Source organism: Mesorhizobium sp. WSM4310 (assembly GCF_007003935.1).
Classification (GTDB): domain Bacteria; phylum Pseudomonadota; class Alphaproteobacteria; order Rhizobiales; family Rhizobiaceae; genus Mesorhizobium.
The window spans coordinates 52,508-67,666 of sequence record NZ_VFTA01000005.1 but is presented as its reverse complement, the minus strand read 5'-3'; the positions used below and the strand labels follow the sequence as shown (position 1 = coordinate 67,666).

Sequence of the window (15,159 nt, the reverse complement as noted above, 5' to 3'; positions counted from 1 at the left end):
GGGGCGGATGGTTCGCCCCGACCTCCATCACAGGCGGCCCGGGACATGACGATGACGCTGCATCAGACAGAGGCGGGCACACCGGCCGCGGACGAAGTTTCGCTCGCCGCACGTCGCCGCCGCAATCGCATTCGCTATGAGGCTACTCAATGGGCGGTGGTCATCGCGGCCATCGCTTTGGTGGTCCTGTTCGGCTTTACCGTTAACAACGGCCTTGCCGCCCGCGGCATCCGTTTTACCTATGCCTTTCTGTGGAATGCAGCCGGTTTTGACATCAGCGAGGGCAAGACCCTGGTGCTGAATCCGTTTGGGTTTATGGACTTCACACCGGACCTGAGCGTTGCCCAGGCGTTCGTAACCGGCCTGATCAACACCTTAAAGGTCGCGATCCTTGGCATTGTTCTCAGCACGATTCTTGGCACCCTGCTGGGGGTCGGGCGGCTGTCAACCAACTGGGTTGTCCGCAACCTCTGCTTCTGGGTTGTTGAATTCATTCGGAACACCCCCCTGCTGATCCAGATCGTATTCTGGTATTTCGCGGTGGTCCTTCAATTTCCGCCTATTGCCAACGCCGCCAAATTTTATGGCGTCGTCCTCAGCCAACAGGGTTTGTATCTACCCGCCCTGGCCTGGCAAGGCGGAGAGGGCATGCTGCCGCTGGCTTTGTTGACGGCTTTGTTCGTGGCCCTGCTCGGCCTTCTTTTCGACCACCGCGCCCGTTGGATCTGCGCTGCCGTGGCAGTCGCGTCGGCGGTTGCCCTGCTGGTCAGTGGCTTTGTGGCCGTGGATTTCCCCGTCGCCAACAAGTTCAAGGCTAGCGGCGGTATGAACGTGAGCCCGGAGATGGCCGCGCTGCTTCTCGGCATCGTCTTCAACAGTGCCTCCTATATCGCGGAAATCGTCCGCGGCGCCATCGACGCCTTGCCAAAGGGACAGTGGGAGGCCTCGGCCGCGCTAGGCTTGAGCCGCAAGAACACCGTGAATGACATCGTTTTGCCGCAGGTGTTCCGCGTGGTCCTGCCGTCGTTTGGCAACCAGTATATCAGCCTGACCAAGAACACCGCGCTCGGCATCGCGATCGGCTACCCGGACCTCTTCAACATCTACGGGACCATCGCCAACCAGACCGGCCACAGCTTGGAAGGCATCATCATCGTGATGCTTACCTACCTGATCCTGAGCTGGATCGTCAGCGCGCTCGTCGGGCTGGTGGACCGCCGCCTCAACCGCTTGGGAGCCGTGCGATGATCGCTTATTCGCTCAGATGGTCGCGGCACAACCTCTTCGGCAGGCCCTTTGACGCTCTGCTGTCGTTGACTGTGATTCCGACTGTAATCTGGTTGATTTTCAGCGCCGTCAGATGGGCTCTCACCACCGCGCAGTGGGACATCATCCCTATCAGCTTCCGCGTCCTCATGACGGGTATTTTTCCAGCGGACCAGATCTGGCGTGCCTGGACAGCGGTCCTGCTGATAGCGCTGCTTCTTGGCGCCGGTCTTGGCTGCATTTTTGCTTTCCAGCGCCGACACGGTCTGCTCTTTGCATCCCTGGCCGCGATTTGCGTTGTTTTGAGCGCCGCGTTTGGGTTCGCATCCGGCGGATATGTTGCAGCCGTTCTGGCAGCCTTTGGTGCGGCCTGGTATGCGATGTCCACTTTCGTCGCCGCACGGCAGTTTTTGATCCCCGGCGCCGGTGTGGTAATCATCGCAATCTTCGCGGTCATGGCGCCCCCGGGCGTCGGCCTCTGGGGTGGCCTTCTGCTCAGCATGCTCTTGACGCTGGTTACGTCGATCGTAACCTTGCCGATCGGTATCCTGCTGGCCTTCGGCCGTCGAAGCCGGTTCTCGAGCGTAAGGCTGATCTGCACCGGCTACGTTGAGGTGATGCGCTCGGTGCCGCTGATCCTGGTCGTCTACTGGATCTGGATTCTCGTGCCCGTGCTGACCCCTCAACTCAGCCTGGCAGACGTCGCACGTGGCATGATCGGGTTTACGATCTTCTATTCCGCCTATGTCGCCGAGTATGTCCGCAGCGGGCTGCAGGCGGTTCCGCGCGGCCAGGTCGAGGCTGCGCGCTCGGTCGGCATGAGTGAGTTCGACATCAACCGCTCGATCGTACTCCCGCAGGCGTTGCGCGTGGTGGTGCCGGCATTGGTCGGCAACGTGCTGGACATCTTCAACGCGGCGCCGCTGGTGTTCATCATCGGCCTTACGGATTTTCTGCGCGCGGGGCAGATGATTCTCGCCAATCCGGCTTACGGCGATCGCACCTATGAGGTCTACTCGTTCCTGTTCCTGACCTACTTCCTGGTCGGCTCGATCATTACCTTCCTCGCCCGCAAACTCGAAGCACATCTTGCCCGCGGCAGCCGATGACGGCCGCAATTCCCTAGGAGCCTCGCGATGAACGCAATCGTTGAAATGTCGGGCCTGAACAAGTTCTACGGTCAGCACCATGTCCTGAAAGACATCGAGCTCTCGGTTACGCGGGGCGAGGTTGTCGTGGTGATCGGCGCCAGCGGCTCTGGGAAATCGACGCTGATCCGTTGCGTGAACGGTCTGGAAGTGTACCAGAAGGGTCGGCTTCGCGTAGACGGTTACGACATGCCGGTCGCACAGGACCGCCTGCTGGGCGGGGAGCGCGAACTAGCTGCCATACGCAAGGGCGTGGGCATGGTGTTCCAGCAATTCAACCTGTTCCCGCACAAAACCGTCGTCGAGAACATCACGATAGCGCCGATGCGTGTGCGCAAGAAGCCGAAGGCCGAGGCCGAAGCCACCGCATTCAAGCTGCTCGAACGGGTCGGCTTGTCGGCGCATGCCCACAAGTATCCGGGTCAGCTATCCGGGGGACAGCAGCAGCGGGTCGCCATCGCGCGGTCGCTCGCCATGGAGCCGCACCTGATGCTGTTCGATGAGCCGACGTCGGCGCTGGATCCGGAGATGATCGGCGAAGTGCTCGACGTGATGCGCGAACTCGCCGCAGACGGCATGACAATGATGATCGTCACCCATGAAATGGGCTTCGCCCGCGAGGTAGCTGACCGGGTCGTCTATATCGACCAGGGCACCATTATGGAAATCGGCAAGCCGGAGGCGTTCTTCGACCATCCGAAAAACGACCGCGCGCGGGCGTTTTTAGCGCGCGTTCTGAAGCACTAGCAGTCTTGTGACAATTCGTAGAAACAAAGCTCTGCAACGAGCGACGCGTTGTCGCTTTTCTGACATGCCAAATTCAAGAACCGGAGCGCGGTTGCACGAGAATTTCGGTTAGGGCAGACGGCAGCTTGCGCACAAAACACTGTATTAGCAGACAGTTCACTCGCGGCCATCTCGGTCGTTTTGCGATTGAGATAGACGTTCGCTTGGGGCGGAACGCGGGGCCGGGAAATGTTTTCCCGGCCGTCCTGGCGCGGCTGCGGCTAGCGTCGAATGGGTTGTCGCTCTGCGTGGCGGACAACCGTCTGGTAACGTCCTTCAGATTGACTTCGTCGGTCCGGCTTTTCTTTGGCGAAACCGTCTCGGCCTCGCAAAGCTAATGCTAATAATGTCCGTTGCAACCTATCTCTCACCCGACCGGTTGCGACGAGGTCAAATTGGCCTCGCGAGCTCCAAGTAGCGGCAAAGTGCATTTGCTAGCTGCATCTGGCGCGGCGTTCTGCACTCAGCTTGGAAGAGTACCGGGGACGACACCAGGACGCACACGCATTTCGCCCGGGACGTCGCTACGTTCAAGCGGTTGAGGCTGTAGAGGAACTCCATCCCACGCGGGGCATCGGCGGGGCTCGATGTTGCTGTCGAATAGATAGCGATCGGCGCCTCCTGACCCTGAAACTTGTCCACCGTACCGACCCGCGCGCCCGGCAAGCGCTTCTGAATCTCGAACACCTGGGCATTGAAAGGCGCGATTATGAGGAAGTCGTCGAGCGTCAACGGACGGACGTTCCCAAGGCGATCCGTCCAATCAGTGCCGACGGCGGTTACTTCCTTCACCAAGTCCGCAATGGCTTCCGCCTCTTCCGGCGAATTGCTCTGATTGCTGCTATGCACGACAGGCAGCCACCGCAAGCCCGCACCGGACAGGCGTGTCGAGCCACCAATCGACTGGCCCGCCAGCCCTTGGCGAGGACGGAGCTCCCCCGCGTAGAATAGCTCGGATGTGAACCCGCAGATGTCGGGGTGCAGCCGCCATGTTTCGTCGAGGAACAGGCCGCGGTCCGGCGGGATGGTTTGGGCGCCATCGAGGATGTGGTGGAGGGCGGACACGTCACACCCGTCAGGGTGGCTGCCCTGGATCGGCTGGTCGAGCTGCTGAGGATCACCGACGAGGACAAGCGTCTTCGCTGCCTGCGAGACGGCGAGCACGTTGGGGAGGGCCATCTGTGCCGCCTCGTCTACGAACAGCACATCGACCGCTTCAAATGCGTCAGGACGAGACCAGAGCCAAGCCGTCCCGCCGCCGACGTTCACGTCTTGGCCGATCGCCGCGATCAGATCTTCGCTCCGACGGGCGAATGTCAAGCGATGTTGGCCGTCCTCAACTTCATCAGCTTTATGGCCGCACTGGAGGTCGATTCCGAGATCGTCGGCTTCGTCGATGACCTTGTCTATGAGGTTTCGGATGACTTTGTGGCTATTTGCGGTGATCCCGACCGTCTTGCCCTGCCGGACGAGGGCGCAGATCATCTGCGCTGCCGTAAAGGTCTTTCCCGCCCCCGGCGGTCCCTGCACGGGCAGAACGCCTTCGCCGAGATGCTCCGCCAACCGTAGCGCGGCATCCAGTGTGCTCTCGCCGGCGTCCCTCACAGGATGCTCGCCGATGGGAGGTGGACGCCTTAACAGCAAATCTCTTGCGGCCTGGAACGGGCCTGGGCCTTCGACGCCGTTCGCCGCAACATATTCCCCAATGCGGAGGAGAGCTTCCGCGATGACCTCGGCGCCGACGACCTTGTGGGCAAAAATGGCTTCAGGATGAAGGCTGGCGGTGTCCTGACGCTTCTTGATATCGACGGTTCGTTCCTCGAGCGAAATCGCCTCCACTTTTCCGAACTTGTCGCCGCCGCAATTGCGGAGGTCTTCGCCACCGCGCAGGGATGTCTCCTGCCGAGCGTAGCTGTAGCGGTGAATAGGGGCGCGAGCTGTTCCGCCGATTTCCCCGACAAACACAAGGCCTGACAACCCCGCCCGCTCGTCGAGCAACTCTTCGGCCGACACTGCAGCAAGGCGGAAGAGCTCCCACCATGCAGCCTTGAGTTCCCGCCGATGCCAGTCCAGCAGATTGGCCAGCAACCAGCGCCCCTTCTGCTCGTCCGAGCGAACTGCGGGATCGTCGGGAATGCCATGCAGAAGACCCTCGATGACGGGAGCAATACGTGCGAGCCAGGCCGTGACGTTCTCGTTCGGTGCACCATCATCGCCCTCTGCAGGCCGCGGCACCTCCACGCCGGCGGCGATGAATTCGGTTCGTCGATCTTCGAGCCATGAGCGTAGGGCAGCCGTTGAGAGGCAATCGTCTTCATTGTAGCCGCGCACGGTCGCGCGGGTTTCCTCGCTGATGGACGCGACATCGCCGAGCTCGAGATTGGCCTGGAAATTCGTGAGCGCGCTGTTCGCCTCCGGGAGCGGCACCTGCCTTGCGAAGCCATAGAAGGGTTCGAGACGCTTGATGGAGTAGCTCTCGACACTGGCACGAACGGCGTGGCGAACTACCGAATAAAGGTCGACGAAGAGCTCCGCGCGCAGCATCCGGTCGATTTCGTCTTCTCGAGTGCCGTACCTTCCCATCAGACGCTTGAGGGCCGCTGGCTCATAGGGGGCGTAGTGGTAGATGTGCAAGTGCGGGTACGCCTCCCAGCGCGCCATGACGAAATCGACGAACCGCTCGAAAGCCTGTCGCTCTTCGGATCGGCTGAGAGCCCATTCGCCGCGATAAACGTTTTCGCCTTGATCGTCGCTGGACAGGTAGCCAAAGAGATATTCGAGACCGTGCTCTCCCACAAACGGATCACCTTCGAGGTCCAGGAAGATGTCGCCGTCGGACGGTTCAGGAAGGCGCGCCAGTCCGAACCCCGGCTCAATCTCAAGCATCTCGAATTTGCGCTGCCCCGTTTCCCGCGCCTCCACCTGCACGCGCGCCTGTTCCCGCACGCGCTGGTAGGAGCCGACTGACCCGCGTTCGGGACCCCAGGGAAGGGGCAGGGGAAGCGCTGCGATGCCAGCCATCGTCGAGGCGCCGTGTAGCCCGAACTCACTGGTTTGGACTTTCGTGACGCTGGCGATCAGCGAGGGGTGATCGTCCTCCCGCCTCTTGCCATCGCAGGTGTCGTGCCAGCGGCAAATGTCGCAGTGAGCGGTCGGGTCGGGATACGTGGCTGGAGCATTCTCCTGCTCGAGTGACTGCTCGAACCGACGCTTCGCTTGGCGATAATAGGCCGCATAGTCGGCGAAGCGGAACGTCTGCGGCACGAAATCGGACCACGGGGCGACCACATGCATGTGATCCGGCGCAAGGCCCTGCGCTCGTTCCAGCAGATCGGAATAGAGACAGAGCTGAAGTACCGTGCCGGCCTTCGTTTCCCGTGCAAGCTTCGTATCGAGCACCTCGTACGACCAAGCGCCCAGCTTGCTTGGCTTCTCCACACGCCGCAGGATATCGGCCCGACCGCCCCAACGGCCGTGACGCAGCGCTCCCTGGACGATGACCTCGGTGCCTGCTGCCATCAACTGGAGGGTCGCCTCAACGGCTGCGTCAGAGACGTCGATGCCGTCGATCCGCGCTGATCCCAATCCGCTGTCGATCAAATGCTGCACGAAGTTCTGTTCGTGCACGGCGCCGCGCTCGCGCAGAACCTCCAGCTGCGGGTCCCAGTAGGTTGGCTTTGTGAGCTGTCCCTGCGCAACGGCCCGATCAAGAACGCTCAGATGGTGGCAACTTAGATGGCCTACCAAGTCACTCGCGCTAAGCCGAAGTTCGCCTGCAACCAGCTGCATAACCGTGTCCCCCATTGCTGCCACGGAGCCTATTTCCATTCCCTGCCGTTAATAAACCCTAGCGGGAGAAACTTTCGCCGCGTAACGGTACACGGAAGCCGCAAGATAATGGGATGCGTGGTAATCGCGTGGTCGCCACGCAACGCTATTGGCTGGTTCTCTTTGGCGGTGATCACCAAAGAAGGCGCTCTTCGACGTCGAAATTGTTTGCCGTCGTCGGCAATCTTTGGTCGAAGACTGTCCGATACCCGCAGACCATGCCATGATGTCAGCGGAATATCCTGAGGGTCCGGGGGGACGACTATGGAATGGTTCCTGATCGGCGCGGCGTTGGTTGCGTGGCTGATCTATCTGGGACGCAAGCAAAGGCTCGCAGAAGAGGCGCCGCAGCGCTCACGCCGAACTATGCAGGAACGGTCTGCGCCGCTGAGCGAACGGACTGCGTCGCCGCAGCAGCCTTGGCAGGACCCACGATCTCGTCCTGGCAGGCGCTTCACAGATGGAAGCAACCAGTGGGAGCGGCGCCCGGTTACGGCAAGCGCACTCGTAGGCGATAGCGGTCGTCTGCCCAAGGCTCCGGCAAAATGGATACCTTCTGGAGAAGGCGTTCGGGTGGCAGGAGTCTCGATCAACTCAGGCATGTTCTATCTCGGAGCGTCCTTCACCGGGAAATCCGGAGCCGAGAACTGGCTGGTTGATCCAACTTGTCAGGTCGGGTCCATAAGAGGTGACCCTGAAGGCAGGACGTTGCCTTACTGGCCATCATACCATTCGATCTCCCCTGGAGCGCGCCGAACCTTCCTCGAATGGCTTGCAGGGGGCAGAAACGATCCTTCGATCGGCATAGGCTACGTTTTCATATTCTTCTATGGCCTCGAACGTCGTCTCTTCATCGACGAGGCTAGGAACGAGGCGCCGGCGATGGCCGCGGAGGTTCGGCGCCTACTTGCGCTCCATGGCGAGAACTATTCTTTCAAGGGCTACGCATCGAAGTTCTTGGACGTGGCGGATTTGATGGCGGACCCGGACATCTCCCGCCCGGCACTCTCTCCAGATCTGAAGAGCGGCTACGAGATGCCTCTGTCCGTAAGGCTCCATCTCGGACGAAAGCTAAGCTCCAAGCTTCCTTTCGACAGCACTGATGGGCTTCTTTGGGTACTGTCCCTTCCGGATACGCAGCTCCGCACGCCCGCAGCCAGATGCTTCGAGGAACTCGCCGAACTCTGGCACGTGCGGTTCACGTCGCGCTATCCGGACGGGCTGAAGGTCAATTCGCCGACGACCAAGATCAAAATCGAATACCGGGCGGCGAGCGGAGGCTTCGGGGGCAGGGTGGACCTGTCGGATAGCGAGCTCGGACCGCTTCCCGACGTCGCTGCCGTTTCCGCGCCAATCGATGGACTGAGAGACCTTCTCAACGCGTGCACCGACGAACTTGCGGCTTATAGCCGACTGCTCGGGAAGAAACCTGAGGCCAAGGGCACCGTCGAGGCCGCTTTCCTGTTGCCTAAGGAGATCCTGACGTCCGGCTCGGGGACCGGAGCAGCGGCGCTCAAGCGCGTTGACGATCTTTTTGGCGAACACAGGATCGCCGGGGTCAAGGTGACGCGACTGGCGCAAGCCTTGGGAATGGAAATCCCGCCCAAGGGAAAACTCGGCGCTGGCCTATGCAACCAGATCGGCGCCCTGATGGACAAGCTGGATGTTGGCTTCGAGCCGGACCGCAGATACGGCTCGCGCGGCCTGGAAGCCGACGGCTACATCCTTTTGTTCAAGGCGAAGGAAGGGGCTCCCGTGGACGGCGAGTCCTCCGCCTATGCTGCCGCCAGGGCTGTGGTAGAGGTGGCGGCGCTGGCGGCCGTTTCCGACGGAAGGGTCGAGCCCAGCGAATTCGAGTCGATCAAGGCGGACATCCGTTCGTTTCCCGGCGTGGGCGGCGTCGAGCGCGGGAGGCTGATGGCGTACGCCAGCACGCTTCTCAGGGACCCAGCGGCGCAGCAATCCGCCATCAAGAAGTTGCGCAACATCGGTGCGGATGCCCGCGCCAGCGCCGTCCGGGCTGCCATGTCGGCAGTCCTGGCTGATGGTCACGCGGCTCCTGACGAAGTGAAATTCCTTGAGCGGCTGTACAAGGCGCTCGGCTACCCGGTAGAGGACCTGTATTCCGCCCTACATCGAGGGGAGGTCGCGCTGGACGAGCCCGTCGCCGTCGCTCCGGAGACGCGGGCGACCGGCATTCCGATCCCCCCGCAGCCTCAAGCATCCCGCTCTGGCGGTGTCAGGATAGATCATGGCCGTTTGGAGCGGATCAAATCGGAGACCACGGCCGTGTCGGAGCTTCTTGCGGGCATCTTCATCGAGGAGGAGCCGCCGGCCCCTCCGCCTCAACTCAGGGAACCTGTGGCTGCGGAAGGAAAGTTCGCTGGTCTCGACGGCGCTCATGCCAGGTTGCTGAGCGTTCTGGCCGAGAGCGGCGAACTTGATCGGCAAGCCTTCGAAGACGAGGCACGGAAGCTTCGGCTGTTGCCCGACGGCGCGATCGAAACGATAAACGAATGGGGTTTCGACAGGTTCGACGAACCTATAGTCGATGGCGACGAACGTATTTCAGTCGCCGAGCATCTCAGGGACAAGCTGCAGCAAGCGAGGGTGGAAGCATGACGGCAGTGACGACTATCAAGACGCGCGACCGCGACGCCATCCTGCAGGCGCTCGCCGCCGGAGTCGTCCCGAAGACAGGACTTCGCCACGTGCAGGTCGGCCGTGCGGCCGAGGTGGGAGCTTTGGTACGGGATATTGACCGCATCTGCGAAGGCGGAGCTGCGATCCGTTTCGTGATCGGCGAATACGGCGCCGGCAAGACCTTCTTCCTGAACCTCGTGCGCCTGGTCGCACTCGAGCGCAAATGCGTCACGATCCACGCCGACCTCGCGCCGGACCGCAGGATTCATGCGACGGCAGGCCAGGCGAGGGGACTTTATGCTGAAGCCGTCCGCAACATGGCGACGCGCACGCGGCCCGACGGCGGTGCATTGCCAAGCGTGGTGGAGCGCTTCGTTACGGACTGCATCCAGGAGGCGGGCCAAGCGAGCGTGCCGGTTGATCGCATCATCGACCAGCGTCTCGCGCACCTGCAGGAACACGTCGGCGGCTACGACTATGCAACAGTGCTTAAGGCGTACTGGAGAGGAAACGAGGAGGGCGACGAGATTCTCAAGGCCTCGGCCCTCCGGTGGCTGCGCGGGGAATACTCCACGAAGACGGAGGCACGCCAAGCGCTTGGCGTCCGAAACATCATCTATGACGACAACGTCTATGATTCCCTCAAGCTGCTGGCCGCGTTCGTGAAGCTTGCAGGATACGCCGGGCTGTTCGTCGTCTTCGACGAAATGGTGAACCTATACAAGCTTCAGAGTTCCCAGGCGCGCAACCAGAACTTCGAGCAGATCCTGCGCGTGCTCAACGACGTGCTGCAGGGCACCTTCGGCGGCTTCGGGTTCGCGTTCGGCGGCACGCCGGAGTTCCTCATGGACACCCGCCGCGGCCTGTACAGCTACTCCGCCCTGCAGTCCCGCCTGTCCGAGAATGCGTTCGCGACGAACGGCCTGATCGATCTTTCCGGTCCGGTGCTTCGCCTCCAAAGCCTCACGCCTGAGGACCTTCTGATCCTTCTTTCAAATATCCGAGCAGTGTTTGCCTCCGGCGATCCAGACAAGAATCTCGTCCCCGACGAGGCGCTCCCAGCGTTCATGGAGCATTGCAACAAGCACGTCGGCGACGCCTACTTCAGGACGCCCCGGAACACGATAAAGGCGTTCGTGCAGTTCCTGGCAATCCTTGAACAGAATCCTGGAACGGAATGGGCGAGCCTGGTGGGCCGTGTCGACGTCGCGCCGGATGCCGAAAGCTCTTCGGCAGACGAGAGCGAGGGCGAAACCGAGGGTGGGGACGAGGATCTTGCCACCGTCAGGCTCTGAGGCCCCCTCCGGATTCGACAGGCTTCATGAAACGATCCGGCGCTGGATTTGGGAGCGGAAATGGGAAGAGCTCCGCGACGTCCAGGACAAGGCGATCGACGCGATCCTAGGCGGCCGGAATGATGTCCTGATCGCGGCCGCCACGGCGGCCGGGAAAACGGAAGCCGCCTTCCTGCCTGTCCTGACCAAAGTGGCTGCGAGGACCGAGCCGGGCGTGTCGGTCCTCTACGTCAGTCCGCTCAAGGCCCTGATCAACGACCAGTTCCGTCGCCTGGACGATCTGTGCGAGCGGATGGAGATCGACGTCGTGCGATGGCACGGGGACGCGCCGCAAGCCGCCAAGCAGCGGACAAGACGCGACCCCAGCGGCGTCGTCCTGATAACTCCGGAATCCATTGAGGCGATGCTCCTGCGTCGTCCGGGCGATGCAAAGAGGATGCTCGGCGCATTGGACTTCATCGTCATCGACGAACTGCATGCCTTCCTGAGCGGGCCTCGCGGCCTCCATCTGGCAACGCTGCTGCGGCGGCTGGATGCGTTGTCCGCGGAACCGGCAAGGCGGATCGGGCTTTCCGCCACGATAGGCGACCTATCCGTTGCCGCCGGCTGGCTGCACCCGGCTTCGCCTTCGTCCGTTTCGATCGTGGAGTCCTCGACCGACTCGCCTGAGCTAAGGCTCCAGGTGCGGGCATACGCGGATGGCGAGGACGCCGAAGAAATCGACGGGCTGGAGGCGGAGGAGAAGCCTGTCGCACTGGACTTCATCGCCGACCACATGTTCGCGACGCTTCGTGGAGCGAACAACCTTGTATTCGCCGGGTCACGCAAGCGCGTGGAGGCCCTGGCGGACAGGCTGCGGACGCGATCGGAGAATGGCGGCGTCCCAAATGAATTCTTCCCCCATCACGGCAGCCTATCGAAGGAGTTGCGGGAAGAACTCGAAGACAGGCTGAAGCAGTCCAACCTGCCCACGACAGCGGTCGCGACGACGACGCTGGAACTCGGCATCGATATCGGATCGATCAAGTCGGTGGCCCAGGTCGGGGCGCCCCGGTCGGTCGCATCGCTCCGCCAACGTCTTGGACGCAGCGGCCGGCGGCGCGGCGTTCCGGCAATCCTTCGCATGTACGTGCGGGAACGAAATCTCGGGCCGGATTCCGACCCACTCGATCATCTGAGGTTGGAGACTGTGCGTGCAGTTGCGACTGTGCGCCTGCTCGTCGCGAAGTTCGTCGAGCCGCCTTCCCTCGTCGACGGCATCGCGACGGTCGCGCTTCACCAGACGCTCTCCTTGATCACTCAGGAGGGCGGGCTACGCGCCGATCGCCTCTTCGACGCGATATGTTCGGCTGGTCCGCTATCCGTTTTGGGAAAGGGCGACTACGTCGAGCTCCTGCGAGCGATGGCATCGCAGGACAATCGGCTGCTTGAGCAAGCGCCCGATGGGACAATTATGCTCGGCGAGATCGGAGAGCGGCTCACGGCTGGCCGCGACTTCTACGCGGTGTTCTCGACGGACGAGGAGTGGCGCATCGTCTCCGGTGGCCGGACGCTCGGCACCATTCCGATCTCCAATCCGGTCGCCGTCGGGGTAGTCATTGCGTTCGCGGGGCAACGCTGGCGCATCGCATCGGTGGACGACCGCAGCAAGGTGCTCGAGGTGGAGCGGCATCGGTCTGGGAAGATTCCAAAGTTCGACAACGTGATGAGCGAGCCTGTCCACGACAGGCTGTCGGCCGAGATGCGGGCGGTACTGGAAGGCGACGACATTCCCGCTTATCTCGACGCGGCCGCCGCTGACTTCCTGCGCCAGGGAAGGGAGGCCTATCTGGAACTCGGACTGCGGCAGATCAGATTCCTGCCAGCAGGGAAGGATACGCACGTCCTGAGCTGGAGAGGCACCGAAGCCAATGCCGTTCTCGCCTTCACGCTAGTTTCAGCGGGTCTTGAATGCGTGGTGCATGAAGTCGGCGTGACAGTCCTGGAGACTACGCCTGAAGAAGCTGAGGCGGTCCTTCGGCAGGTAGCCGAGCGCCCGCCGGACATTCAGTCCATTTCGGCGTTCGTCGAGAATATCGAGACAGCGAGATTTGACGGACTGGTGCCTAAGCCCCTTTTGAGGAAACTATGGGCAAAGGCGCGGGCGACCATAGGGAAGGAGATCGGCGCCATCGCGGCTGAATTGTCGGATCGGCGCCGCTGAATCCAAAAGGGTGCCAGAACGATCTGATGGAGGGTTCTGGCAAAGTGGGTTCGTCTGGGGAATAGCGACCTGTCGAGACCGACCACTAGCCTTGCAAAGCGTGCCTTGCTGCCTCTACCCCTGTCGTCGATGACCGGAACCCGTGCCGCCGTCAGAGCTGCCGGCGCCGGAACCTCCCTTTTGGGGAAGATGCCCGGAACCCGTGCCGCCATCAGAAGTGCCGCTGCCCGATCCTCCGTCTTGCGGAAAATGACCGCTGCCTGCGCCGCCATCTCCAAAGCTGGCGCTTACGGCTTTAGCGTACAGTTTTTCCGTAGCTGTATCTGGGGTTGTCAAATGAAGTCGAACGCGCGGATACCTTCGCCCCTGGAATGTCGCAAATCCCAGTGGCTCGTAGCTGTGAACGCGCTGCTCTCTGACTGTTAGCCAATCTTCGTCGCTGGCTGGGTCCGCGAAATGAAACGCATCGCCCTTGCCTGGCTTTACAACTCCGGTCACCGATAAGCCAGATCGATTGCCAAGCGCTGCAAACATCCTGGCGGCTGAAAACTTGGCGGCGGGATAGTTATTTTCATGCTCAGACATCGAGGTTCTCCGAAAGTTGTTATCAAGAGTCCTTTTACATGATCTCGGTCTTGCTACCATCGACGAATCGTAGAAGGCCTATAGTAGAAGGGTTGGCCAATTAGTGCGGGGACCGCAATGTCGAAGGATTCTAGCAGATTCTGGGCAATATGTTCTAACTTCTTATTGCTCTGTGCGCTCATGTTCGGTTCAGCCCGCTGCGCGGCGGTCGATGCGGTTTCGCCCCGTGCAACGACCTTTAACGACCAAGCAGACACTTTCCGAAATCGAATGATCTTGGAGAACGTCGTTCGCGCGGCCTACGCCGAGCCTCTGCAGTTTTCGAACCTCTCGGGAACAACCGGAATAAACTCGCTAAACGGGACCGCCGGAGCGACCATCCCGTTCCCGTTCCGAGGTGGGCACGCATCGCCGTTGCCGCTGCAAACGATCAGCGCCAACATCAGCTCCCAGGCATCTCTGTCAAACAATTTTTCTTCCTCGTCGCAAGACGATCAAGATTTTTACCAAGGCCTGCATAATCCTCTCTCGGAATCCACCCTGTTTTCCTTCATTCAACAAGGGTACGAACCCCGGATTGTCTTTGGCTTGTTGGCATCCGACTTGATATTTTACAATGAGAAGGGAGAGGATATTATCTCTAACGATCCAAAGCGATGGAGAGATGGCTACTTGCCTTTCCAGCAAGTTGTCGATCTGCTGGTTTCCGATGGAGGGATGAACATTGAAGACATCTCTACGGAGAAGCAAATCGGCCCGTCACTTTCTGCGGCCAGATTGGAACAGCCGCAAGTGCTTGCCGCGCTCCTTGCCCCAGCCGATAAGGCGCCAAGGGTCTCGATGAAGAACGGTCGCTATAGTTTGGTAAAGGATACATCCCAGTTTAGGGTTTGCTTCCGACCGAGAACGGCGAACGGGCAAATAGACTTTGGTCAAGTCACCGATATCGACCGATTTAGGTTTCTTCGAAACTTTAAGATATCTCCCTCCGACATATGTGGGGCGAAACAGAAGGAAGAGAGCAAGGACGCGAACAAAGTCGCGATAAAATTTCATCCCAGGTCGGCTGCGGCTGGCTTTATCTACCTTGGAAAAATCGCCGCATACCAATTGGGCCTCAATCCCGACGTTGGGCGCGAGGATACTGGCCTCAGAACAGACGCCACCAACCGATATTTTCTCTTCAAGGTGGACCGGAACCCACCGCCACCTGAGTGGCTTACGGTTGCACACGAGGGAGCGTACTACGGCATTGGCCTGGATCCCCGGGGATTGCATGACGGATCAAGCCGCATCTTGGCTCTCCTTAAAGATTTGATGGCTCTTGAAAGCGTGGCGAAGAGCCAGCCGGCGCCGCTCGTGGCGACACTCGTCGGCGGCTAATTTGGTGAAGGTGAAGTGAAAC

Annotated in this window: 9 protein-coding genes; 7 read left to right on the top strand and 2 right to left on the bottom strand. The window is 60.9% G+C overall.

The genetic code is table 11. The features are described from left to right. Positions 1–45 precede the first annotated feature (45 nt). Genes FJV80_RS07975 through FJV80_RS07965 form a run of 3 tightly spaced genes read left to right on the top strand, consistent with a single transcriptional unit; the run spans position 46 to position 3,161 of the window. The gene (locus tag FJV80_RS07975) at positions 46–1,248 is read left to right on the top strand and encodes an ABC transporter permease subunit (RefSeq protein ID WP_246688927.1); all 1,203 of its coding nucleotides are present in this window, start codon (positions 46–48) and stop codon (positions 1,246–1,248) included. Further along, positions 1,245–2,375, top strand: a complete 1,131-nt coding sequence (locus tag FJV80_RS07970) for an amino acid ABC transporter permease (RefSeq protein ID WP_142876064.1) — start codon at positions 1,245–1,247, stop codon at positions 2,373–2,375. Before FJV80_RS07975 ends, FJV80_RS07970 begins: the two co-directional genes overlap by 4 nt. Positions 2,376–2,402: 27 nt before the next feature. Further along, on the top strand, positions 2,403–3,161 hold the full coding sequence (locus tag FJV80_RS07965) for an amino acid ABC transporter ATP-binding protein (protein ID WP_142876063.1): 759 nt from the start codon (positions 2,403–2,405) through the stop codon (positions 3,159–3,161). Positions 3,162–3,590: 429 nt separating this feature from the next. On the opposite strand, the gene FJV80_RS07960 is transcribed toward FJV80_RS07965, so the two are convergent. Next, positions 3,591–6,989: a TM0106 family RecB-like putative nuclease gene (locus FJV80_RS07960; protein WP_142876062.1), complete on the bottom strand. Its 3,399-nt coding sequence runs from the start codon at positions 6,987–6,989 to the stop codon at positions 3,591–3,593. A 303-nt stretch (positions 6,990–7,292) separates the two neighbouring features. On the opposite strand from FJV80_RS07960, the gene FJV80_RS07955 reads away from it, so the two are divergent. Genes FJV80_RS07955 through FJV80_RS07945 form a run of 3 tightly spaced genes read left to right on the top strand, consistent with a single transcriptional unit; the run spans position 7,293 to position 13,169 of the window. After that, entirely contained in the window at positions 7,293–9,650 is a 2,358-nt protein-coding gene (locus FJV80_RS07955; RefSeq protein WP_142876061.1) for a TerB N-terminal domain-containing protein, read from the top strand. Then, positions 9,647–10,966: an ATP-binding protein gene (locus FJV80_RS07950; RefSeq protein WP_142876060.1), complete on the top strand. Its 1,320-nt coding sequence runs from the start codon at positions 9,647–9,649 to the stop codon at positions 10,964–10,966. The genes FJV80_RS07955 and FJV80_RS07950 overlap by 4 nt, the downstream gene beginning before the upstream one ends. Continuing rightward, positions 10,947–13,169, top strand: a complete 2,223-nt coding sequence (locus FJV80_RS07945) for a DEAD/DEAH box helicase (RefSeq protein WP_246688926.1) — start codon at positions 10,947–10,949, stop codon at positions 13,167–13,169. Before FJV80_RS07950 ends, FJV80_RS07945 begins: the two co-directional genes overlap by 20 nt. A 114-nt stretch (positions 13,170–13,283) precedes the next feature. Here FJV80_RS07945 and FJV80_RS34455 read toward each other — a convergent pair whose 3' ends face one another. After that, positions 13,284–13,754, bottom strand: coding sequence for a hypothetical protein (locus tag FJV80_RS34455; protein WP_185975157.1), 471 nt, complete (start codon positions 13,752–13,754; stop codon positions 13,284–13,286). Between the two features lie 270 nt (positions 13,755–14,024). On the opposite strand from FJV80_RS34455, the gene FJV80_RS07940 reads away from it, so the two are divergent. Beyond that, positions 14,025–15,137, top strand: coding sequence for a hypothetical protein (locus FJV80_RS07940; RefSeq protein ID WP_185975156.1), 1,113 nt, complete (start codon positions 14,025–14,027; stop codon positions 15,135–15,137). The last annotated feature ends 22 nt before the right edge of the window (positions 15,138–15,159 follow it).